The 20,447-nt window shown below is 59.5% G+C and carries 23 protein-coding genes and 1 tRNA gene; 15 read left to right on the forward strand and 9 right to left on the reverse strand.

Annotation, left to right across the window (positions count from 1 at the left end; all coding sequences use genetic code 11):
- Nucleotides 1-136: 136 nt before the first annotated feature.
- From B5E41_RS12205 to B5E41_RS12220, 4 genes are all read right to left on the reverse strand, one after another.
- Nucleotides 137-349 (reverse strand): KTSC domain-containing protein, encoded by a 213-nt coding sequence (locus B5E41_RS12205; protein WP_088393918.1) that lies wholly within the window; start codon nucleotides 347-349, stop codon nucleotides 137-139.
- Nucleotides 350-2,134, reverse strand: a complete 1,785-nt coding sequence (locus tag B5E41_RS12210) for an ATP-binding protein (RefSeq protein ID WP_088393920.1) — start codon at nucleotides 2,132-2,134, stop codon at nucleotides 350-352.
- Nucleotides 2,134-3,354, reverse strand: a complete 1,221-nt coding sequence (locus B5E41_RS12215; RefSeq protein ID WP_088394324.1) for an SIR2 family NAD-dependent protein deacylase — start codon at nucleotides 3,352-3,354, stop codon at nucleotides 2,134-2,136. Before B5E41_RS12215 ends, B5E41_RS12210 begins: the two co-directional genes overlap by 1 nt.
- A 531-nt stretch (nucleotides 3,355-3,885) precedes the next feature.
- On the reverse strand, nucleotides 3,886-4,191 hold the full coding sequence (locus B5E41_RS12220) for a hypothetical protein (protein ID WP_088393922.1): 306 nt from the start codon (nucleotides 4,189-4,191) through the stop codon (nucleotides 3,886-3,888).
- 753 nt (nucleotides 4,192-4,944) lie between these two features.
- Here B5E41_RS12220 and B5E41_RS12230 point away from each other — a divergent pair.
- The 3 genes from B5E41_RS12230 (at nucleotide 4,945) to B5E41_RS12240 (ending at nucleotide 6,117) form a co-directional block, all read left to right on the forward strand.
- Nucleotides 4,945-5,370, forward strand: coding sequence for a hypothetical protein (locus B5E41_RS12230; protein ID WP_425350129.1), 426 nt, complete (start codon nucleotides 4,945-4,947; stop codon nucleotides 5,368-5,370).
- An 8-nt stretch (nucleotides 5,371-5,378) separates the two neighbouring features.
- The gene (locus B5E41_RS12235; protein ID WP_425350130.1) at nucleotides 5,379-5,642 is read left to right on the forward strand and encodes a hypothetical protein; all 264 of its coding nucleotides are present in this window, start codon (nucleotides 5,379-5,381) and stop codon (nucleotides 5,640-5,642) included.
- A gap of 184 nt (nucleotides 5,643-5,826) precedes the next feature.
- Entirely contained in the window at nucleotides 5,827-6,117 is a 291-nt protein-coding gene (locus B5E41_RS12240) for a CopG family transcriptional regulator (RefSeq protein ID WP_088393930.1), read from the forward strand.
- A gap of 297 nt (nucleotides 6,118-6,414) precedes the next feature.
- Here B5E41_RS12240 and ligD read toward each other — a convergent pair whose 3' ends face one another.
- Nucleotides 6,415-7,467: a non-homologous end-joining DNA ligase gene (ligD, locus tag B5E41_RS12250; protein ID WP_088393934.1), complete on the reverse strand. Its 1,053-nt coding sequence runs from the start codon at nucleotides 7,465-7,467 to the stop codon at nucleotides 6,415-6,417.
- Nucleotides 7,468-7,600: 133 nt separating this feature from the next.
- Between ligD and B5E41_RS12255 the strand changes: the two genes are divergently transcribed.
- Genes B5E41_RS12255 through B5E41_RS12275 form a run of 5 tightly spaced genes read left to right on the forward strand, consistent with a single transcriptional unit; the run spans nucleotide 7,601 to nucleotide 9,798 of the window.
- Entirely contained in the window at nucleotides 7,601-7,801 is a 201-nt protein-coding gene (locus B5E41_RS12255) for a hypothetical protein (RefSeq protein WP_088393936.1), read from the forward strand.
- Between the two features lie 2 nt (nucleotides 7,802-7,803).
- A complete protein-coding gene (locus B5E41_RS12260; protein ID WP_088393938.1) occupies nucleotides 7,804-8,124 on the forward strand; it encodes a hypothetical protein in 321 nt (106 codons plus the stop codon).
- On the forward strand, nucleotides 8,124-9,197 hold the full coding sequence (locus tag B5E41_RS12265) for an SOS response-associated peptidase family protein (RefSeq protein ID WP_425350126.1): 1,074 nt from the start codon (nucleotides 8,124-8,126) through the stop codon (nucleotides 9,195-9,197). Before B5E41_RS12260 ends, B5E41_RS12265 begins: the two co-directional genes overlap by 1 nt.
- Nucleotides 9,198-9,202: 5 nt before the next feature.
- Nucleotides 9,203-9,427: a hypothetical protein gene (locus B5E41_RS32180; RefSeq protein ID WP_088394328.1), complete on the forward strand. Its 225-nt coding sequence runs from the start codon at nucleotides 9,203-9,205 to the stop codon at nucleotides 9,425-9,427.
- Nucleotides 9,424-9,798 carry a thermonuclease family protein gene (locus B5E41_RS12275; RefSeq protein ID WP_088393940.1) on the forward strand — a complete coding sequence of 125 codons (375 nt, stop codon included), beginning with the start codon at nucleotides 9,424-9,426 and terminating at the stop codon, nucleotides 9,796-9,798. The genes B5E41_RS32180 and B5E41_RS12275 overlap by 4 nt, the downstream gene beginning before the upstream one ends.
- Before the next feature lie 31 nt (nucleotides 9,799-9,829).
- Here the strand turns inward: B5E41_RS12275 and B5E41_RS32770 are convergent, their stop codons facing one another.
- Nucleotides 9,830-10,066, reverse strand: coding sequence for a DUF2750 domain-containing protein (locus tag B5E41_RS32770; protein ID WP_425350127.1), 237 nt, complete (start codon nucleotides 10,064-10,066; stop codon nucleotides 9,830-9,832).
- Nucleotides 10,067-10,370: 304 nt separating this feature from the next.
- Here B5E41_RS32770 and B5E41_RS12285 point away from each other — a divergent pair, with 304 nt between their 5' ends.
- Nucleotides 10,371-10,688, forward strand: coding sequence for a sunset domain-containing protein (locus B5E41_RS12285; RefSeq protein ID WP_088393942.1), 318 nt, complete (start codon nucleotides 10,371-10,373; stop codon nucleotides 10,686-10,688).
- Nucleotides 10,689-10,996: 308 nt separating this feature from the next.
- Here the strand turns inward: B5E41_RS12285 and B5E41_RS12290 are convergent.
- A tRNA-Ser gene (locus tag B5E41_RS12290) sits at nucleotides 10,997-11,086 on the reverse strand.
- Nucleotides 11,087-11,416: 330 nt separating this feature from the next.
- Nucleotides 11,417-12,238: an Ig-like domain-containing protein gene (locus B5E41_RS12295; protein WP_088393944.1), complete on the reverse strand. Its 822-nt coding sequence runs from the start codon at nucleotides 12,236-12,238 to the stop codon at nucleotides 11,417-11,419.
- Nucleotides 12,239-12,770: 532 nt separating this feature from the next.
- On the opposite strand from B5E41_RS12295, the gene B5E41_RS12300 reads away from it, so the two are divergent.
- From B5E41_RS12300 to B5E41_RS12315, 4 genes are all read left to right on the forward strand, one after another.
- Entirely contained in the window at nucleotides 12,771-13,874 is a 1,104-nt protein-coding gene (locus B5E41_RS12300) for a septal ring lytic transglycosylase RlpA family protein (RefSeq protein WP_088393946.1), read from the forward strand.
- 70 nt (nucleotides 13,875-13,944) lie between these two features.
- Entirely contained in the window at nucleotides 13,945-15,138 is a 1,194-nt protein-coding gene (locus B5E41_RS12305; RefSeq protein ID WP_088394329.1) for a D-alanyl-D-alanine carboxypeptidase family protein, read from the forward strand.
- A 214-nt stretch (nucleotides 15,139-15,352) separates the two neighbouring features.
- Complete coding sequence (tmk, locus tag B5E41_RS12310; protein WP_088393948.1) at nucleotides 15,353-16,033, forward strand: dTMP kinase; 681 nt, start codon at nucleotides 15,353-15,355, stop codon at nucleotides 16,031-16,033.
- An 8-nt stretch (nucleotides 16,034-16,041) separates the two neighbouring features.
- On the forward strand, nucleotides 16,042-17,064 hold the full coding sequence (locus B5E41_RS12315) for a DNA polymerase III subunit delta' (protein ID WP_088393950.1): 1,023 nt from the start codon (nucleotides 16,042-16,044) through the stop codon (nucleotides 17,062-17,064).
- Nucleotides 17,065-17,085: 21 nt separating this feature from the next.
- Here the strand turns inward: B5E41_RS12315 and B5E41_RS12320 are convergent, their stop codons facing one another.
- Nucleotides 17,086-17,874, reverse strand: a complete 789-nt coding sequence (locus B5E41_RS12320; protein WP_088393952.1) for a sulfite exporter TauE/SafE family protein — start codon at nucleotides 17,872-17,874, stop codon at nucleotides 17,086-17,088.
- 232 nt (nucleotides 17,875-18,106) lie between these two features.
- Between B5E41_RS12320 and metG the strand changes: the two genes are divergently transcribed.
- Nucleotides 18,107-19,657 carry a methionine--tRNA ligase gene (gene metG / locus B5E41_RS12325; protein ID WP_088394331.1) on the forward strand — a complete coding sequence of 517 codons (1,551 nt, stop codon included), beginning with the start codon at nucleotides 18,107-18,109 and terminating at the stop codon, nucleotides 19,655-19,657.
- A 4-nt stretch (nucleotides 19,658-19,661) separates the two neighbouring features.
- Nucleotides 19,662-20,444, forward strand: a complete 783-nt coding sequence (locus tag B5E41_RS12330; protein WP_088394333.1) for a TatD family hydrolase — start codon at nucleotides 19,662-19,664, stop codon at nucleotides 20,442-20,444.
- Nucleotides 20,445-20,447 lie beyond the last annotated feature (3 nt).

Here is a 20,447-nt window from a genome sequence, read left to right on the forward strand (position 1 = left end):
AGGCCCCTCACGGATGAGGAAGCCGCGATGATCGTTGCAGCCGTATTCCGATATTTCGACGAGCCCGATGCCCCAACGACGAGACTTCAGTGAAGCCGACCGCCTTTCGCCGAGGCGTGTAGGCGATGCGCTTAGTTCAGACCGGATTGCAGGAGTATGCGTTTCTAATTTCAGTATTGAAGAACTGTCCGATAGAGGCTGCCTCTAGCAGCCGATCGTACATAAATTGGGGAACATTGTAGTATTCGTAAACCTTGCCCGTGACGGCGAACTCCACTTCAAGTGTCTCAGACCCCGTGTCGTAGCCAACCGACGCCAAACTTGACGAGCTTACTGGGTGTCGCTCCATTTAATCCTCCGTCCACCGCGGGTTTTGTGACCTCCACGCGGCCGTGACGTTCACGTAATTTTCATTGCCGCGGTCCTTACTCCAATTGTGAGCAACGCGAGGATCCTCGCTGGCGGGCCTCTTGCCTTCCTCGGGGAGGGTAATCCGGCATCGCACAGGCAGCTTGGCAGCTTCGCCGGTGATCACCGCCTCGCCTGTACGAAGCACAGGTAAACTGTCTACAATGCCACTAAGACTGTCAGGTAGAGCAGCCTGAACCTTGCTGCGGTCTGACGAGTTGGAGAGGCGCAGCGAAAAGAACGTGCCGCACTGAGAGAGAATGGTGTCGTCGATCTCGGATGGGCGCTGGCTTACAATCATCGCGCCGAGGCCGAACTTGCGGCCCTCCTTAACAATGCGCTGGACGGCATCCCGCGCAGGGCCGGCGTCTTCCCGGCCCAAGTAGCGATGTGCCTCCTCCATAACCACAAGGAGAGGGCGCGCCCGGCCTCCTTCGGGCATTTCGCGGCTCCAAAAGAGGGCCTCGTAAATGATGTTCAGGATGCCTCCAATGAGTCGCGTAAGGATGGAACTTGGCACGCCCGATAGATCGAGCACCGTGATCGGTCGGTCGTGACCGAGCCAGCTCGCGAGGAGCTGCGGCAGGTCGTTCTGCGGCACCCCGTTGAGGCTTGGTTCCCAAGGTCCAGGATGGAGCATGAAGTCATATTGTCGATCCAGCAGCCGTGACCGGAGTTGTTCGAGCTGTCGCCGGATCGAAAGAACGTTCGTCTTGTTTGCGAACGGCGAAGTATTGCCCTGGCCGGGAAGCGGATAGGTAGGTGCCGTAAGTGTTTCAGCATCGCCCGGTGCGGTTTGAGCCGAGTTCTGCTGAGTGTTCTCCATCCATGTCTTGATTTCCGGGTCGATTAGGCGGAGCCAAAGCGATTTCAGGCTGAACGGCAGAGGGCTGCCGGCGGTCAGCGAATTCCCATCCACGCCGGGATAGTTCATTTGGGCTAATAGTGCAGTTTTTGCTCGTAGGATGCGATCCTGAATTGCCGTTAGCGCCTTTTCCTCGGTCTTGCCGAGCAGAAACGTCAACAGGTCATCCAGATCGAGTGCCCAGTAGGGAATGTAGAGGCGCTCCTCATTCTCTAGCGGGTTCACGCGGAAGACCTTGGCGACCTCGCCGAGCGCGCGGCCGTACTCGCCGTGGATGTCAATTAGGAGCACACGTGCGTTTGGGAAGCCGGAATGGCCGCCCTGGCCGACCGAAAGGGAGCGGAGCAGGCTCGTGACTGTCGTCGACTTGCCAGCGCCCGTCGATCCTAACACGGCGGAGTGCCGCGTCACGAGCTTGTCCAGATCGACACGTACGGGGATGCTTTCCGCTCCCGACAGTCTACCGATGGTTACCTGACCCGTGTCGGCGGTCCCATAGATGCGTGCGAGATCTTCCTCCACGACGAGATGCACTTGGTCGTTAATCGCCGGATACTGACTGATCCCTCGCTCGAAGGTTGCCTCTAAGACCTCGCCGACGAGCTGCACCTTTATCCAGCGTTCCCCCCGGGCCCCGCTATCGATCAGGGTCTCAGGCGTGGCCGTAGCACCGACGTCGGAGATGATACCGTACAGGTCATGATAACCTTGTGGGATGCGGACGAAGCTTCCGACCTGGCCGATGCGGTAACTGCGACCGCCTATAATAGCTATCCCGGAGGCGGTTCCTTCGAACTGTCGCACGTTGATCGTCGCGCCCGCGACAGCTCCGACATGACCGAGGAGGGTTGGTGCGCTCATCACGCCACCGCGGAGGCGGGTGCGGTCGGTACGACCGCCGCTGCAGGTGCGGCCGGTGTCACAAAGACCTGTATAGACCGCGAAGCAGAGAAGAAGCGTGCGAACGGTTCGATTGCTCCAAGCGTGAACTCGTGCTGGCCGCCCCCGTGCGGTTCCGACCAGTACGAGGCCCGAATTGGCCCCCAGTCTTTTGAGGGAAGCTCCGAAGGCACACGCCACGGGCCCTCCGAACCATTCACCAGCGCAGCATCACGCGCGTAGACGCTGAAGTTGGGTAGCCGACGACCGAGGTCTCTGGCGCAGGTCTCGTTAACAAGCTTCTGGAACTGGAACGCGAATACGCTAGCGGATGGGTTCCCCGCGAGTCCCTCGTCGATACGCGCCGATATATGAGCGTCGGCGAACGAGAACCCGATCGAGATGAGCAGCGTATCCGGCGTGGCTAGAAAGGCGCGCAATCGGTCGAGGAGCGCTGCGTAAGGTGCCTTTTGCGTCTGCTCGTACTTGAGGTGCTCAGGGAAGACGAGGTGCCGGGCGTTGTCCTTGCCGGAGCGGATCACCTCGCCCTTGTTGTTAGAGCACCACCCCAGCGATCCATGCAGTTTCCAGAGGCGCGTCCATCTTGCAGGCAGGTCGTTGTTAGAGACCGTGACTGGGTCAAAAAAAGGCTCGCGACCTCCCGTGAAGCCATCGAAGTACGGCGCGCGCACGCGCTCCAGCGCTTCCTCGAGCAGCAGGTCGTAATTTGTCGTGAAGATCTCAATGGGATGGTCACGACCAGCGCCAGTGATCCAGGTCACGATGTCACTATAGGCCGAGCCGATCGTGGGCAAAGTCACCGTCACGACCTTCCCGATTTCCTCGCACACGCGCTCGCTGAACCGCGAATATCCCGGACCATCTAAGTCATGGATCTTGGCCGGACCTATCACTTTCGCGAGTGACCTTATCCTGGACAAGAGTGTCTCAATGTCGTCTTTGGGGGCGAGCTCCTTCTTCAGCTCCGCGATCTGCTTTCCATATTCGGCCTCAAGTTCATCGAGGACAATTTTGGTCAAACCGGCAACCGCCGGGATCAGAGGGTAGGTGCCATCTTCTTTCTTCATTCCTGCTGAAGCGCCGGCACCCAGCAATAGTCCGATTCTCTTCCGGCCTCCGGCTATAATAGTACGCAACGCGGTCATGTATTGGTCAGGATTGTGCACGATCTCGCTTGGCATACTTTCCCCAACAAAGGCTATCGCAACTTTCAACCTCAACGATAAATTGATTCTCGCCAAAATCACACCGCCACTTCATGCACTAGCACAGCATATTTCACATGCGGCTCGGCCAGCCTTGTAGAAAAACCTTAACGCGGGGAGACAGCCCGCTTTAAGACTAGCGCGACAAAATCCAGGATGTCCGTTTAGTAAACTTGAGCACCGAAAGCAGCCTGTCCGGAAGCTGCGCCATTTTGACCAGTACGAACAACATCTATGATGACCGCTTCTGAGGCATTGCGGGTAATCAACTCGGGGCGGACTTCTAGCTAGCTAGACGCCGGTGCGACCGACGACGATGACGTGCCTCGCAAAGCGACGGATGAATCCAGCATGTCTCCAAGGCCGCAACGAGCAAGTTAGACTAACGGTGCCCTAGGCCGGCCCCTGGGGGCGGGTCGACCCTTGAAAGGCACAGCAGCCAGGGACCGGCGTGCCCTCTCATCCGCAAATTTTTTTGCGCACAAAAAGGGATCAATCGGACTCCTTCTAGTAGTCGCGCATAAAGCGCTCACTTGCGGGGATATGCGGCAGGAATTCGTCTTCAGTTGCCGGACGCGCGCGTTCCTCTTTCTTGGGGGGCGGCGGGGGCGGCGGCCGGTCACCATCCACGATCTTCTCATTCGCCATGTCTTGCAAGACGCCGGGCCATGCAATCATTGTGGCGCAGAGCCAGATCAGGAGATAAGTTGATAGGCCCCAGTCCCGCTCCCAAGTGAAAAACCAATATATGCCGGCCACCGCGATGGCACTGCCCGCAACTGCCAGATAGAAAGCCTTTGTTGATGCGTTCATTTCAGTCCCCTCCCATTAGAAGAGCAAGGTTAACAGCGGGCGGCATGAGAGCAATTAGGGCATGCGGGCTAGGTCAGAATGGCTACAAGCGTTAGTATACTGCCGGCGATGTTTTGCAGTGGCGATGCGCTAAAATGGCAAACTTGAAACGGCCGGAATCTGATTTGACCCAGCAGCCTCGGCAGAGTGTCGAGAGCTACGCCATGGTTTTTTCCCGCCTATCCATGAAGAACCCGAAAATCTCCCCTGGAAGACCCGCGCATCACCCCACAGACATGCAACGACGTCTCGTGCAGATGCTCGCCTCTCAGGGCATCCCACAGGCGGAAATCTGCCGCGTTCTGGGCGTCTCCGAGAAGACGCTTCGGAAGCACTATCGGAGCGAGCTAGACATCGGTGCCGCAAAGCTCGAATGCGCCCTTACTTGCCACCTCCTCCGCATCGCCGGAGGTAGAGACGCCGTCGCTTTGAAGGCGATCAGGTTCACGTTGCGGTCGCGCTTCGGCTGGTCGGAATTCGCGCCACGGCCGGCCGGCTGAAGGCCGCATGCATCGTGAATTGAAACCATTCTTCAGCCGGGGCCTCCGGAAGCAATTACGTCGACAGTTGCGGGTCTGACTCTGAAGCACACGGTGGAACAAGGCGCGGGGAGATGCGCTCTTAAGATGCGTTAACGCTAGCTTAATATGCAATTTGACGTCGAGCTGAAATCTGCGATGCTAGTGCCGGGCAACTGAGGGGTTATCCGTGAATATTCATTTGGGTGCTCGGCGCTTCGGCGTCGTGGCGATTTCACTTGCTTTGGCGAGTTGCACAACGACGCCCGCTGAGTTCAACAAGAAGCCGTCGGCGGTTAGCAAGGCAGCGCTCTGCAAGACCGTCCTGGAAACGCAAGACCCGGCGTTCCAGCTCCAGCTCGTTTCGGAGATAAACCGGCGCGGGATGACCATTCCGGAATGTCAGCAAATGGTTATCCAGCAACAGCAGGCGGCCGCGGTCGTGGCAGGGCTTGCATTGGTCGGAACCGCGGCCGCGATATGTGCTAACGGCAATTGCGGCGGAGGCGGCTACACGCCGTATAGACGGTATCCCGGCAATTGCTATTCCTATTACGACCGCGCTGCGGACGGCAGCTTGTGCGGGAACAGAAGCGCTATGTCACGGCCAGGAGGATGGTAATGCAAAAGATGTTAGCGATCCTACAATTGAGCGCCGTGCTGGCGTCGAGCTTCCCGGGCACGAGCGCCGCTCAGAGCTTCGGTGGGAACTACTGTGTCGACGACTGCGAGGGTCACCGGGCTGGCTACGAATGGGCAGAGGAGAATGGCATTCAAAGTGAAGATGATTGCTCAGGCAACTCTTCGTCGTTCGAAGAAGGATGCAAAACATACGTCGAGGATCCGAACCGCGGCGGCGAATATGATGATGATGGAAATGAGATTGTGGAGTAGCATTGGATACGTTCGCGATGACAAGTCGCTTCATTTTCATAATCCTATCGGCCTCGCTCCTCGGCGGCTGCGCTTTTCCATTCCAACGAAATTTGGATGGTTGCCCGTCTGAAAGAACGGTCTCGATCGGCGACACATTCAGGTGCGTGGAGCCCGCTAAGGAACCAGCTCTGAGCAAGATACCATGACCAAGCCTGACACCGCCATACTCCTCGAAGACGCCGCCGATCGCATCGCCGATATCTCCCGGGCTGATCTACAGATCATGCTTCGCCGCGCCGCCCTGCTATTGCGCAACTCCGGATCGATCGCCTTCGACGATGACATGGAAGAGGTAATTCGCGACTTGGCGGGCGAATTCGGCAAAACGCGCAATGATACCGTACGGCATATCGTTCGGGAATGGATGGAGAAGAACACATATCTGCCGGTGCATGACCTGGATGAAGATGGCGATGTGGATGGGGAAGCTTAATTGAGTGGAGATCAAATTGCGCTGTGGGTAGTGCTCGTCATCTTTGTGGGGGCCAGTTGCGCCTACAGTTGGTATTGGTACATCAGGTCGGTCATCTTTTACCTTAAAAATGGCTTCGATTTCAGCGTAGACTTCGGCCCTAGTATGTTCTGGTCCGAGTTCCATGACGATCTCGATCAAGCCAAGCCGAGAGAAAAGTTTCTGATCGGGTGGCCCGTTGTTGTGGCTGTGAGTTCTGCGCTGCTCTTGGCTCTTCTCAGGCTTTAGTGTCGGTTGCGGATCGTAACAGTTGCCGCACTACTCCAGCTCATAGATCTCCGCGTTGTCCTGCTGCTCCCTCAGTCCCTTATATGACGGGTGCCGGAGCTTCCCGTCATGTGTCCAAGCTCTGTATTCGATCTCGGCGACGAGTGTGGGCTTGATCCAGATTAGGTTCTTGCGCCGGCCGGTATACCTCACCGCGGGAGCTGCCACCTTAATCCTTTCCATCATCGCGCGAAGCTTCAACGCCTCGTCTGCCTTGAAGCCCGTTCCGACGGAACCGACGTAAACCAGCTCGCCACCCTTCCGAGCCGCCAGCAGCAGCGCGCGGATATTTCCGAAGGCCGCGTTGGAGCGCTGATAGCCGACAATAGCGAAGCCATCGCTCTGGATGCATTTGATCTTCTGCCATTCGCCACCGCGTCCGCCACGGTATGTGCTGTTCCGGTCTTTGGCGATGATGCCTTCAAGGCCATGCTCGCAGGCAATGCGAAAGAGCTTGTCACCATCCGCTTCGATCTCCTCGGAGAGACGAATGGCCTCCTCCCCGCCGGCCGGCACTATCCCCTCGAGGAGATGACGCCGCGCGGTGAGCTCGGTCCCGGTGAGGTCATGGCCATCGAGGTAGAGGAGGTCGAAGGCCATAAGGACCGATTCCCACGATGTCCGCTTTCCGCCGCGGCCGCCGAGCGACTGCTGGAGCTTCCCGAAATCCGAACGGCCGAGCTCGTCGAAGACGACGGCCTCGCCGTCCAGTATGGCAGTCGAAACCGGAAGGCGTTTAGCCGCTGCTGCGATAGCAGGAAAACGATCCGTCCAGTCATGACCGCCGCTGGTCAGGATCCTGATGCCCTTCGGCTCGATGTGCACGGCCAGGCGGTAGCCATCCCATTTCACCTCGAACGCCCACTGCCGCCCCTTCGGCGGCCGCGGCTTCAGCAGCGCCAGGCACGGATCAATGCGCGCCGGCATCGGGTCGAGAGTAAGCTGATGCTGGGCGGGGTCGCGCTTCTTTCGAGGCCGGCTGCGGATCGGCGCTTCAGCTTCACCGAGCAGCAGCTTGGAAGGCTTGCGAGGCGGCTTTGTCATACCCGCACTTCATCAGCCATGTCTTAAAAAGCAATTGACCCAGATTCATTATTGACTCACCCGCGAACGAGAACATAATAAGAACATCGGCGAGGCGGCCGCCAATCTGAAAACTTGAGTATGGAGCACGGATATGCGCGAGCATCCGATCGGCGAAGCCATGGTTGATGATGAGATTGCGGAGGTGCTTGCCTATCACAAAGGCAATGCACAAGCCGCAATAGGGACCCTCCTGGGTGACATCCGCCATCTTCGCTGGCAGCTAGTTTTGACAGAAGGCGCGATGGGCCGAGGGATCGCGCGGGGGTGGCGGCCGACCTATGACCGAGACTGACAATGCCGGAAATGAATTATGCCAAGAAGCTGCGCGGCTGGAGCTTGAGCGACGCAGCCGACGCCGGCCAGCTGCTGGAAGTCACCTGTCAGTTTTGCAGAAGGATGCATCGATACTTTCCGCACGATCTTCTGAAGCTGACCGAGAACGTCAGCCTCGATCGAATGGCAAGCCGCTTCCATTGCCAGCGCTGCGATCGGTCCGACTATATGGTCCTCAAGGTTGTTCAACTGTGGGGCTCTGAATACGGAAAGCTCGAGGTGCGGCGTCTGATCAAGGTCACCACGCTCAAGAAGCCGATCTGGGAAGATGGAGTTCTATAATGGCCGACCGCCGCGATAATCCTCTCGCCCGCTGGCGCTTGAATGCCCTTCTGCCCCATCATGTGATCATCTTTTGGGGCAACTATCATTCCGGAGAGCCTGCTCACCACTTCCGCCAGCGAGGCGAGATAATCAACTCTGCGCTGGCTCTAGACCGGTCTTCGAAGTCCTATTCCGCTTCGGTCGAATGGGATCAGTATCTTGTTTTCTGCTTCGGAAGTCGCGAAGCTGCGACGCAATTCAGCGACCGCTGGAACGGTCAATTCATCGATACGGACGAAGTGAGCAGAAAAGGCGTGTGGACGCCAAGGGAGGGTGATGTGTGCAATTTATACCGGATGATGAGCAACCAACAGGCCATCCGAGCGGTCACGCGGGCGATGATCGACAGCACCGGCAACATGGAGCCGCAGCAAGAGATCTGGCCCGACAGAATGGCACCGATTGTTCGCAACACTCCGGCTGGACGAGAACTCGCCAACGTCCGCTGGGGACTGCCGAGCTCTTCGAAGGCTCTATTCGATGCAGCGACCAAACGGGCTGACGGGTTGCGTACGAAGGGGAAGCCGGTCGATTTCGACGAGCTGCTGAAGATGGAGCCGGATGGTGGAACGACGAACGTTCGCAATGTCAGCAGCAAGCATTGGAAGCGCTGGCTTGGCGTCGAGAACCGGTGCGTGGTTCCGTTCACGCGCTTTGCCGAGCCGGACCCGGCGAACAAGCCAGACGGCGGCAGGACGCCGAATGCTTGGTTCGGCGCTCCCGGCGAGCCTCTGATGTTCTTCGCGGGGCTGTGGGTGCCGCAGTGGACGAGCGTGCGGAAGATCAAGGAAGGACTGATCACGACAGACCTGTTCGGCTTCCTCACCACAGAGCCCAACGCAATCGTAGCTCCGATCCATCAAAAGGCGATGCCTGTCATTCTCGGCGGCCAAGAAGAAATAGAGACGTGGCTCACTGCGCCCTGGGAAGAGGCAAGCCGGCTGCAGCGGCCGCTGGCAGACGACAGGATCATCCTGCTGCCGGCCGCGGAGCCATTGACCGTAGCTGACCCGCAACCCGCTTTAATTTGACCCCGATGAGCATCACCAACCATTCAACCGCGCCCGGCTCGACTGTGCACTTTGAGCACTATTGCGAGGAGGCGGGCTGCAAAAAGTGGGGCGGATTCGGTCACAGCCCATCCAAGGCGATCCCCGTCCGCTGGTGGTGTTGGGAGCACTTTCCTTACAAAAGTTACGAACAGGAGCAGGCGCTTCGACGGAAGATCGAAGCGGCCGAGCGAGGGGATGCTGATCAATGATTGCTGAACTGATTGTCTGTGCGTCGCTGACCGCGGTCGATGGCGACACCGTCAAATGCGATGGGCAGAACATGCGATTGCTGGGGGAAGGTGTTCCGTTCATATCCGGCATCGACACGCCGGAGATCGGATCGCACGCAAAGTGCGTGAATGAACGAAAGCTGGCGCTGATCGCCAAGGGAAGGCTAAAAGAGCTGCTGGCTGAAAAGGGTTTGCGGATCGAATGGAGCGGTGCGGTGGACAAGACGCCATCGCACCGGCCGCTAATCAACATCTATCGAACGAACGGGGAAGAGATCGGCGTCAAGCTACTGCGGGAGGGATTCGCACGGCCATGGAGCCCGAAGCGGAGGAACGATTGGTGTGCTTAGGCGGCGTGGACAAATTCGCTGCGTAGCGGAACTAGGATTTTTCTTGGGCCGCCGCCAATCGAGCCATCAAATCCATGGGAGCTAGATCGTATCCCGTTGCCCTCTCACCTGACCAGTTGAGACCACAATAGAGGCCATCCTTTTGCAAGCCCGGTAGCCACCGGTCGATGAATGCCGACAAGGGAATCGGCTCCGGCTTGAAAGCGCTGTATTCTGGTACGGTTTTAATGATCGATATGGCCCTTTTTTCCGACGACCAAAACGGCATTGCGGTTTCGCCGGAAGCGTTTGTGGAGGTAGGGAAGCCGCCCTGTCTCTGATGCCCCAGACTTGTGCGCCGTTCAGCAATTCGGAGACGAAGGCATCGGCATTGATCGCAGAAATACTCATCCTTCAAGAAGGAGCAGCAAATTCAGATTTCCGCAAGTGAGCGAAACTCGAAAATCCATGCGCCCGCAAGAGGCTTGACGCAGGCTGAGAGGGTTTCGCCGTCTCAGATAAGCCTTTTGGATAGATATTCGTCATGCTCCAGCACGGTTACCATCTTCGCGCGAAATGACGGAGATGGGGGCATGCGTCAGGGTTATCGCAATCCGCAGAAGAAATCGGTGCTGTTCAAGTTTCCGGGCTTGGTGATCAGCGCGGTCGCGTTTGGTGCGGCCGGCGGCTGGACTGCGAGCGACCTGCTAGCATCGTGGAGCGCTTCTGGCGGCTCCGGGCAAGCGTGCACGATCAAGGGCAATATCAGCATCAACACCGGCGAGCGCATCTTCCACGTACCGGGGCAGCGACGCTATGCAGAGACTAGGATCAGCCCCCAGTATGGGGAACGATGGTTCTGCTCGGAATCTGAAGCCTGGGCGGCCGGCTGGCGGAAATCGAAATCATGATTCTTTCTTCGCGCCGCACTCGGCTAGCGTAGATGGCCCAGTAGAGCAGAAAGTAACGGTCGGGCTTGCGGGCGGCGAACAATACAAGGGCACCGCGGTATCCATTACCCCAGTGGTTCCTACTCGCCAAAGAGGGCGGCCCTAGGCTGCCATTTCCTGCCGCAGCTATCTTTCCCCGGCTTACCGATAACGCGCGCTGTCGGGCTCCGCAGGCGGCAGGCGGGGCATCAGGTGGAGTGAAGCTTCGGCGCGGCATATCGTGAGAATGCCAGAGCAGGGCCGAATCGTCACCCGGCTTGCGTTCGGGTTGGCGGATGGGGTGGGATTCGAACCCACGGTACGGTTCCCCGCACGACGGTTTTCAAGACCGTTGCCTTAAACCACTCGGCCACCCATCCAATGGACTCGCGCCCGCTTCGGCATTCGTTTCTACGCAAATGCCGAAAACATGCCGAAATTCGTTTTATACCCCCGGGATTTCCTTTTAGCTTCAGACGGTTAAGACGCCGTCGATTCTAAATTTCAAGACCGGTTCCTTAAACCACTCGGACACTCTTCCAAGTATTTGGGAAGCCAGAAGAAATTCCGTTTCGGTCTTTCCGGTGGATCGGTGGTTTCTGCCGATTTGCTGCCCATTCACTCACAGGCCGGCGTTTTAGCAGCTTTGATGGCAGCGTCAACCTGTTCTGCAGAGAAGCGGCTTTGACAGCCGCTTCTCTCTGCCGCCGTCAGACCAGGACGGTGAAGTTGTCAAATGCGAGCTGCGGAAAGCCCGTCGGCTCGACGTCGGGCTGAATATCGAAGCGGACAAAATCGACCGCTCCCAGGGCTGCCAACGAAATGTGCTGGCCGTCGGCAATGGTGTCACCATAGACCGTCAGCGACATCTCGCTCACCTTGTTGCCACCGATATAACCCTCGAAGGTTACGAGGGCATCGACACCTTCGTAGGCGGGGTCGAAATTGGTTGCGACATCGACGCCCTCTATGGTGAAGAGCTTGCCGTCAACACGTTCGAAAAACGGATTGTAGGGATTGGTGACGACGTACTCGTTGCCGGCGGATTCGGCGACCGCCCAAAGGTTGCCATCGAGTTTGTCGCCAAATTTTAATCCTGCATAGCCCGAGGCGATGTCAGGCAGCCCGGGATATTCCGTGGGAGCATTCTCGAAATCGATGGAATACTGTCCTTGCGGAGGAGTGTGGACTCCGATGTTGAGACTGCCGACATCCGTGCCGCCTTTTCCATCGGAGATTTTGAATGAAAAATTCTCGCCGAAGACTCCGCCGGGCTCAAGCGCGCTCGGATCATTGACCGTGTAACTGTAGCTGCCGTTGCTCCAAATCGTCAGCGTTCCGTGCTCACCTTCAATGGTAAGATATCCCGGCTCGCCCGCTTTGTTGGGAATTCTCATTCCGTTGACGAACTGAACCTGTAGCCGATCGCCGTCCGAATCCGAGGCGTTGTCGAGAAGGTTTCCTTCGATGGCTTCCGCTGGTGCGTAGTCGTGGACCGACACGTCAGGCACTATTGGTTTGTGATTTGCCATGGCTCGTCTCCTAAAGATGAGCGTGGAAAGGACGCCGGGCTGCGGCCCGAACGCTGCAAATAAACTTTCTACTCCACTTTGAGTCAAGCAACAAACTACACGCGCTAGGGGAGAGACGGCCGATGCCAGTGCCGTGAAGGACACGTAAACAAGAGAGCAAAAGCCGATCTCCTAGCTTGGGACAACGGCTCCAGTTGCAGCCCGGCGTCCGGAGAACAGCTGCTGCTGTCGTCGGTGTCTCGATCCGGTACTTCTCGGCCTCTGAAGTCCAGCCAACGTTTACCATGTGCCCCGCATCGGCACGCCGATTTCGGCTCTCATTGCAACAGCGAGAGGGCAGGGCGGAGGCGTCGCGTTAGCAATTTGTAAACCATAATCATTGGAATTGTCGCTATCGCTGCGAAATCGTTCGTAAATTTGCCACGAACTCAGCAAGATTAAAGTCTCGTTAGGCGGGCGGGGATAAGGCGTTGTTGACCCAGGATGGGGCAGGGTTCCTTAACCATAACGATCTTTGAGCGGCGTGGGGCACATGAAACTGGAATACGGGGCGTCTTTCGCAACGGCAGGGCGGTGGCTGGCGATTTCGGCGATGTGTGCGACGGTTGCAGCGTGCGGCACCACACAGGCCGTGCCGAAAAAGAGATCTCACGGCAAGGAATATTTCTCTGAATCCGAATATGGCGTGAAAGCCAGCCCGCGGGTCGCCACCGGCAACAACATCCCGAAGGGCGGCGGCCGCTACATGGTCGGCAATCCTTATGTGGTTAAGGGTAAATGGTATTATCCGAAGGAAGACTTCTCCTATAATAAGGTCGGCATCGCCTCCTGGTACGGCTCGGCCTTTCACGGACGCTTGACGGCGAACGGCGAAGTCTACGATCAGATGCATCTTTCCGCCGCGCATCCGACCTTCCCGCTGCCGAGTTATGCTCGCGTCACCAACGTCGAGAACGGTTCGTCGATCATTGTGCGGGTCAACGATCGCGGTCCCTATCACGAAGGCCGCATCATCGACCTTTCCAACAAGACGGCCGACATGCTGGATCTGCAGCACAGCGGCACCGGCAAGGTGCGTGTGCAATATGTCGGCCGCGCCCGCATGGACGGCCATGACATGCCCTATCTGATGGCCTCTTACGTGCCGAAGGGTAGCCGCATCCCCGGCGTCAATCCAGAAGGGCAGATCGCTACCGGCGTGATGGTCGCCTCCAATAGCCGCAAGATCACCCGCGACCAGCTGCAGAGTGCGGAAGATTATGAAACGCAACCGGCGAATGTGCCGGTGCCGATGTCGGCGACCTCCTATGCGGGTTCGACGCCGAGCGCACGCTACAACGCGGCGCCCGCCCTTGCGCCGGCCGCCCATGTTCTGGTGGCTCCCTCGGCCTCTGCCTCCAGCGCCGCGCCGGCCTTCGATCAGATGGTCGTGCTGCCGGAGATCGGTCCCATGCCTTATGAGCGGCCCTATGGCGGTTCGCAGGGTTCCCTCGCGCTCGGCTACCAGAACGAGGCGGTGAAGACGGTAACGGTCGATCTCGCTTTCGACGCGGTGATGGTGCGCAATGACGGGCTGACGCAGGCTTCCATCCTTGCCTCGGCCAAGCGCCAGCAGGCAAAATCGGCAGGGCGTTGAGCATGGCGATTGCATCGAATTTCGCCGCGCTCTAACCTTCTCAAAATGCCGTTGACCGATGGGAATTGCGATGCTGAGGCCTGTGCTTCGTCTGCTTGCATGCCTGATGCCGCTCGCCGCCGGCGCACACGCCGCCGACGGGGGCGCAGCCGGTTTCGCCACCAAGGCGGCGCAGGCCTATATGATCGAGGCTTCCACCGGCACGGTGCTGCTTGCCAAGAATGAGGATCAGAGCTTTTCGCCGGCTTCGCTCGCCAAGCTGATGACGATGGATCTGGTATTCGATGCAGTGACCAAGGGCCAGATCACGCTCGATACCGAATATCCCGTTTCCGAATATGCCTGGCGCACCGGCGGCGCGCCGTCGAGGACGGCGACAATGTTCGCCGCCCTCAAATCGCGCGTGCGCGTCGAGGATCTGATCAAGGGCGTCGCGATCCAGGGCGCCAATGACAGCTGCATCATCCTCGCCGAGGGGATGGCCGGTAGCGAGCAGCAATTCGCGCAGTCGATGACCCGCCGCGCCCGCGAACTCGGCATGGAAAAAGCGGTGTTCGGCAATTCCACCGGCCTTCCGGACGGCAAGAGCAAGGTGACGGCACGCGAGATGGTGACGCTTGCCACCACTCTCCAGCAATCCTATCCCAATCTCTATCCCTATTTCGCGCAGCTGGATTTTGAATGGAACAAGATCTTCCAGCGCAACCGCAATCCGCTGCTTGGGCTCGATCTCGGCGCCGACGGGCTTGCGACAGGCTTTGCCGAGGGAGAAGGTTATTCGATCGTCGCGTCGGTCCGGCGCGACGGCCGGCGGCTGTTTCTGGCGCTTGCCGGCATCCCTTCCGACAAGGAGCGGACGGAGGAGGCCAAGCGCGTGCTCGAATGGGGGCTGACTGCCTTCGAGAGCCGTCAGATCTTCACCGAGCATGAAGTGATCGGCGCAGCCAGTGTCTATGGCGGCTCGGCGCGCACCGTCGATCTCGTCGCCAAGGCGCCGGTCAGTGTCTATATTCCGATCAGCAACCCCGACCGGCTTTCGGCGCGCATCGTCTATCACTGGCCCCTGACCGCGCCGGTGAAGCCGGATTATCAGGCCGGCACGCTCAGGATTTTCGCCGGCAGCCGGCTGCTCAGGGAAGTGCCGCTCTATACCGCGCAGGCGGTCGGGGAGGGCTCGCTCAGCAGCCGGGCGGTCGACGCCGTGCTGGAACTCGGCGAATCGCTGTTCTTCTCCTGGCTCTGGGACAAGTCCGCCCCCGGCTGAACGCCGGGATGAGGCTCTTGCGCACAGCGCTTCTTTTTCCGCGTGCCGTGGCCGCGCAGTCATGCTCCAGACTTGAATGCCTGACCTTCTGACACAATTTGCGGGGAAGGTGATTATGTCGCCGCCGCGAAAGGTTTTCCTTCCCGATGTCTTCGGATAGATAGAAGAGGCGGGGCGCGCGGGCGTGCGGCGTCCGGAATGCGGGAAGTTGTCATTGTCATCCGGTACGGGACTATTCGTTACGTTCGAAGGCGGGGAAGGCGCGGGGAAATCCACGCAGATCCGCCGCCTCGCCGAGGCGTTGAAAGGCGAAGGGCATGACGTGCTGGTGACGCGGGAACCGGGCGGTTCGCCGGGCGCGGAAGCCGTGCGCCATGTGCTTCTGTCAGGCGCTGCCGAGGCCTTCGGCACGCGGATGGAGGCGATCCTCTTTGCGGCGGCGCGCAACGATCATGTCGAAGAGGTGATCCGGCCGGCCCTGACATCAGGCAAGATCGTGCTCTGCGACCGCTTCATGGATTCCTCGCGTGTCTACCAGGGCATCACCGGCAATCTCGAGCCCGATTTCATTGAGACGCTGCAGCGGGTCGCCATCAACGGCGTCATGCCGGATTGCACCTTGATACTGGATATTCCCGCAAAGGTCGGCCTGGAGCGGGCGCAGAAGCGCAGCGCTTCGGAAGGTCCCGATCGCTTCGAAAAGGAGCAGCTCGAAACGCACGAAAAACGGCGCGAAGCCTTCCTCGATATCGCCACCCGCGAGCCGGAGCGCTGCCACGTGGTCGACGCCATGCGGACGGAAGAGGCGATCGCCGCCGAAATTCTGGCGATCGTCAAGCGGCTGATGTCGCCCGCAGACCGGGCTCGGATGCCGGAAGCCGCCCATTATGAGTGAAGTCCATTATGAGTGAAGATCGGCCGGGACTGCTGGACGGCGCCATCTGGCCCGCCGAAAATACCAGGCTGTTTGGCCATGAGGAGGCGGAATCCTTCCTTGCCCAGTCCTACCGATCCGGCAAGGGCCATCACGCCATTCTGATCGAAGGGCCGGAGGGCATCGGCAAGGCGACGCTCGCCTTCCGCTTCGCCAACCACGTGCTCTCGCATCCCGATCCCGACGCGGCGCCAGAGAAGATCGGTGATCCAGATCCCGCCTCGGCCGTCAGCCGGCAGATCGCCTCCGGCGCCTCGCACAATCTCCTGCATCTCGCCCGGCCGGTGGACGAAAAGACGGGCAAGGTGAAATCGGCGATCACCGTCGACGAGGTGCGCCGCGCCGGCAAGTTCTTCTCGCAGACCTCAGGCACCGGCAACTGGCGAATCGTCATTATCGACCCGGCCGACGACATGAACCGCAATGCGGCCAACGCCATTCTGAAGATCCTCGAGGAGCCGCCGAAGCGGGCCCTGTTCCTGGTGTTGTCGCATGCGCCGGGGCGGCTGCTGCCGACGATCCGCTCGCGCTGCCTGCCGCTGAAACTGGCGCCGCTTGCCGACGAAGCACTCGTTGCGGCCCTTGCCCATCTCGGCATAGCAGGCGAGGCCAGCGTGCTTTCGGCGGCCAAGGGAAGCGTCGGTGAAGCCTTGAAGCTCTTGAACTATGGCGGCAGCGAAATCATCGCCGGTTATGACGAAGTGCTTTCCGCCGAGGGGCCAACCGCCCGGAAGGCGATGCACCGCCTGGCCGAGGCGCTCTCGGGCAAGGAAAGCGATACGATTTTCGATTTCTTCGTCAGTCACGTCGGCGACGACATCATGAGCCGCGCTCGCGCGGCGGCAGGCGAGGGGCAGATCGCCACGGCCGAACGGCTGGCGCGGCTCTACTCGGAGGTTATCGAGCGGCTTACCGTTTCCGACGCCTATAATCTCGACCGCAAGCAGACGATCATCAGTATTCTCGCCGACATCAAGCAGCCCAGACTCTAGCCAGGCCAAGGTCGGGGTGGATCAGCTGGCCAGCAGCTTCCATGCGACGAGCGCAAGGGTGACGGCCAGGACAATGCGAATGATGCGTTCGTGCAGCTTCGGCGCCAGAAGGCTTCCCAGAATGATGCCGGGAATCGAGCCGACGAGCAGGGCAAAGAGCATGGCCCAATCGATCTCGCCGATCAGCCAATAGCCGGTGCCGCCGATCAGGGTCAGGGGTACGGCGTGGACGATGTCGGAACCGACGATTTCGCGCACATCTAGCCTCGGATAGAGCACGAGCAGGATCGTCACCCCCAGCGCACCGGCGCCAACAGAGGTCAAGGTGACAAGCACGCCGAGACAGAATCCGAGAATGACGGTGAGGGCCAGGATAGTCGTCGGCCGCGGCGGGTTGCGTTCGCCGATGGCGCGGCGCGCCAATTGAAGGATTGGGCCGCGAAAGATCAGCATGATCGCGGTCATGACGAGAAGCCAACCGAGGGCTGACGTAATGGTGTTGGTCACGCCGATGCTCTTGCGATCGACGCCTGCCAACAGCCAGAGCATCAGCAAGGCGGCCGGGACGCTGCCCGCGGCGAGACTGCCGACGACCTTCCAGTTGATGCGCCCATGCACGCCGTGAACGGCGGTGCCCGCCGTCTTGGTGATCGCCGCATAGAGAAGATCGGTGCCGACGGCAGTTGCAGGATGGACGCCGAAGAGCAGCACCAGCAGGGGTGTCATCAGCGAACCGCCGCCAACGCCGGTAATGCCGACAAGGGCGCCTACTAACAGTCCCGAAATTGAATAGAGAGGCTCGAATGTCAAGCAAGCGCCTCCAACGGCGCCCGGCCACGGGGATTGTGGTAGGTGAAAACTGGCACTTCGTTCGGTCCCGCCTCTCTTTCTGACGACCGGTAAATTGCGTGCGAGACGGAGTCAAGCTCACGACCCCGTGTCCTGGAAATCATGGACGGCGGCCAAACTTGATGTTTCGCTTGACGGTGACATGCGCTAAGAGCGGCTGACCATTGATAGAATAAGCCGGACATTGGCCGCCATGACAGACAAGACACCCTTCTACATCACCACCGCGATTTCCTATCCGAACGGCAAGCCGCATATCGGCCACGCCTATGAGCTGATCGCGACGGATGCGATGGCGCGCTACCAGCGCCTGGACGGCAGGGATGTCTTCTTCCTGACGGGCACCGACGAACACGGCCAGAAGATGCAGCAGACGGCGCGCGCCGAAGGAATCTCCGCGCAGGCGCTTGCCGACCGCAACTCCGGCGAATTCCAGGCGATGGCAAAGCTGCTCAACGCCTCCAACGATGACTTCATCCGCACCACGCAGGAGCGTCATCACGAGACGTCGCGGAATATCTGGAAACTGATGGCCGACAATGGCGACATCTACAAGGACAGCTATGCCGGCTGGTATTCGGTGCGCGACGAGGCTTATTATCAGGAAAATGAGACGGAGCTGCGCGCCGACAGCGTGCGTTACGGCCCGCAAGGCACGCCCGTCGAGTGGGTGGAAGAGGCAAGCTATTTCTTCAAGCTCTCCGAATACCAGGACAGGCTGCTTGCCCATTACGAGGCCAATCCCGATTTCATTGGTCCGGCCGAACGCCGCAACGAGGTGATCTCCTTCGTCAAGTCGGGCCTCAAGGACCTGTCGGTGTCGCGCACGACCTTCGACTGGGGGATCAAGGTGCCGAACGACCCGTCGCATGTCATGTATGTCTGGGTGGACGCGCTGACCAACTACATCACGGCGACGGGCTATATCGAGGACAAGAATGGTCCGAGGGCGAAGTACTGGCCGGCGGATGTGCACATCATCGGCAAGGACATCATCCGCTTCCACGCCGTCTATTGGCCGGCCTTCCTGATGTCAGCGAAGCTGCCGCTGCCGAAGCGAGTCTTTGCCCACGGCTTCCTGCTCAACAAGGGCGAGAAGATGTCGAAGTCGCTCGGCAACGTCGTCGATCCGGTCAATCTGGTGAATCATTTCGGGCTCGACCAGGTGCGCTACTTCTTCCTGCGCGAAGTCTCCTTCGGTCAGGACGGCAGCTATAGCGAAGAAGCGATCGGCACGCGCATCAATTCCGACCTCGCCAACGGCATCGGCAATCTCGCCAGCCGGTCGCTGTCGATGATCGTCAAGAATTGCGACGGCAAGATCCCGGAATGCGGGCCGCTGACCGACGAGGACAAGGCGATGCTGGCCCAGGCCGACGCGCTGCATGCATCGACGCGCGAGGACATGGGCAAGCAGCTCATCCATCGCGCTCTCGCCTCGATCATATCAGTCGTTTCGGAGGCCGATCGCTATTTCGCCGGTCAGGCGCCCTGGGCGCTGAAGAAGACGGATCCGGCGCGGATGGGCACGGTGCTGTACGTCACGGCCGAGGTGGTGCGCCAGATCGCCATCCTGTTGCAGCCCTTTATGCCGGAATCATCCGGCAAGCTGCTCGATCTCGTGGCCGCGCCTGCCGACAAGCGCGATTTTGCCGCGCTTGGCGAGGCTGGCCGTCTTGTTACCGGGACGGCGCTCGAAGCGCCGGCGCCGGTCTTCCCGCGCTATGTGGCTCCGGAGGCCTGAGGCCGTGCTGATCGATACCCATTGCCATCTCGATTTTGCCGACTTCGAGGCGGAGCGCGACGAGATCGTCACGCGCGCCCACCAAGCCGGCGTCAAACAGATGGTGACGATCTCGACGCGCGTGCGCAAGCTCGACGGGCTGCTCGCCATCACGGAGAAATATCCGTCGGTGTTCTGCTCCGTCGGCACGCATCCGAACAATGCCGGCTACGAGCTGGACATCCAGACGGAAGACTTGGTGCGCCTCGCCAACACCCATGAAAAGGTAGTGGCGATCGGCGAGGCCGGCCTCGACTATTTCTATGACACGCAGAAGCCCGAGGACCAGCAGACCGGCTTTCGCCGGCATATTGCCGCTGCACGGGAAACGCAGCTTCCACTCGTCATCCACAGCCGCAGTGCCGACGAGGATATGGCTTCCATCCTGACCGAGGAAGCAGGGAAGGGGGCCTTCCCCTTCATCCTGCACTGCTTCTCGGCGGGCCCGGAATTGGCAAGGACCGGCGTCGAACTCGGCGGCTATATTTCCTTCTCCGGTATCCTGACCTTCCCGAAATCGGAAGAGCTGCGCGAGATTGCCAAAGCAATCCCGCATGAACGGCTGCTGGTGGAGACGGACGCGCCCTATCTCGCGCCGAAGCGCTGGCGCGGCAAGCGCAATGAGCCGTCCTATGTCGTCAACACCGCCGAAGTGCTCGCCGAGACCATCGGCCTTTCCTATGCGGACGTCGCACGGATCACGACGGAGAACGCGTTGCGCCTGTTCTCGAAAATGCCAAGGATCTAGCAG

Origin of the sequence: Rhizobium esperanzae (genome assembly GCF_002204185.1) — a bacterium.
Taxonomy (GTDB): Bacteria; Pseudomonadota; Alphaproteobacteria; order Rhizobiales; family Rhizobiaceae; genus Rhizobium; species Rhizobium esperanzae.

Coding starts and splice junctions, on each gene's coding strand:
- B5E41_RS12300 (WP_088393946.1), top strand. CDS start 12,771: ATGAAACTGGAATACGGGGCGTCTTTCGCAACGGCAGGGCGGTGGCTG.
- B5E41_RS12260 (WP_088393938.1), top strand. CDS start 7,804: ATGCCGGAAATGAATTATGCCAAGAAGCTGCGCGGCTGGAGCTTGAGC.
- B5E41_RS12315 (WP_088393950.1), top strand. CDS start 16,042: ATGAGTGAAGATCGGCCGGGACTGCTGGACGGCGCCATCTGGCCCGCC.
- B5E41_RS12220 (WP_088393922.1), bottom strand. CDS start 4,191: ATGAACGCATCAACAAAGGCTTTCTATCTGGCAGTTGCGGGCAGTGCC.
- B5E41_RS12295 (WP_088393944.1), bottom strand. CDS start 12,238: ATGGCAAATCACAAACCAATAGTGCCTGACGTGTCGGTCCACGACTAC.
- B5E41_RS32770 (WP_425350127.1), bottom strand. CDS start 10,066: ATGCCGTTTTGGTCGTCGGAAAAAAGGGCCATATCGATCATTAAAACC.
- B5E41_RS12210 (WP_088393920.1), bottom strand. CDS start 2,134: ATGAGCGCACCAACCCTCCTCGGTCATGTCGGAGCTGTCGCGGGCGCG.
- B5E41_RS32180 (WP_088394328.1), top strand. CDS start 9,203: ATGAGCATCACCAACCATTCAACCGCGCCCGGCTCGACTGTGCACTTT.
- metG (WP_088394331.1), top strand. CDS start 18,107: ATGACAGACAAGACACCCTTCTACATCACCACCGCGATTTCCTATCCG.
- B5E41_RS12215 (WP_088394324.1), bottom strand. CDS start 3,354: ATGCCAAGCGAGATCGTGCACAATCCTGACCAATACATGACCGCGTTG.
- B5E41_RS12265 (WP_425350126.1), top strand. CDS start 8,124: ATGGCCGACCGCCGCGATAATCCTCTCGCCCGCTGGCGCTTGAATGCC.
- B5E41_RS12235 (WP_425350130.1), top strand. CDS start 5,379: ATGTTAGCGATCCTACAATTGAGCGCCGTGCTGGCGTCGAGCTTCCCG.
- B5E41_RS12240 (WP_088393930.1), top strand. CDS start 5,827: ATGACCAAGCCTGACACCGCCATACTCCTCGAAGACGCCGCCGATCGC.
- ligD (WP_088393934.1), bottom strand. CDS start 7,467: ATGACAAAGCCGCCTCGCAAGCCTTCCAAGCTGCTGCTCGGTGAAGCT.
- B5E41_RS12305 (WP_088394329.1), top strand. CDS start 13,945: ATGCTGAGGCCTGTGCTTCGTCTGCTTGCATGCCTGATGCCGCTCGCC.
- B5E41_RS12255 (WP_088393936.1), top strand. CDS start 7,601: ATGCGCGAGCATCCGATCGGCGAAGCCATGGTTGATGATGAGATTGCG.
- B5E41_RS12205 (WP_088393918.1), bottom strand. CDS start 349: ATGGAGCGACACCCAGTAAGCTCGTCAAGTTTGGCGTCGGTTGGCTAC.
- B5E41_RS12275 (WP_088393940.1), top strand. CDS start 9,424: ATGATTGCTGAACTGATTGTCTGTGCGTCGCTGACCGCGGTCGATGGC.
- B5E41_RS12285 (WP_088393942.1), top strand. CDS start 10,371: ATGCGTCAGGGTTATCGCAATCCGCAGAAGAAATCGGTGCTGTTCAAG.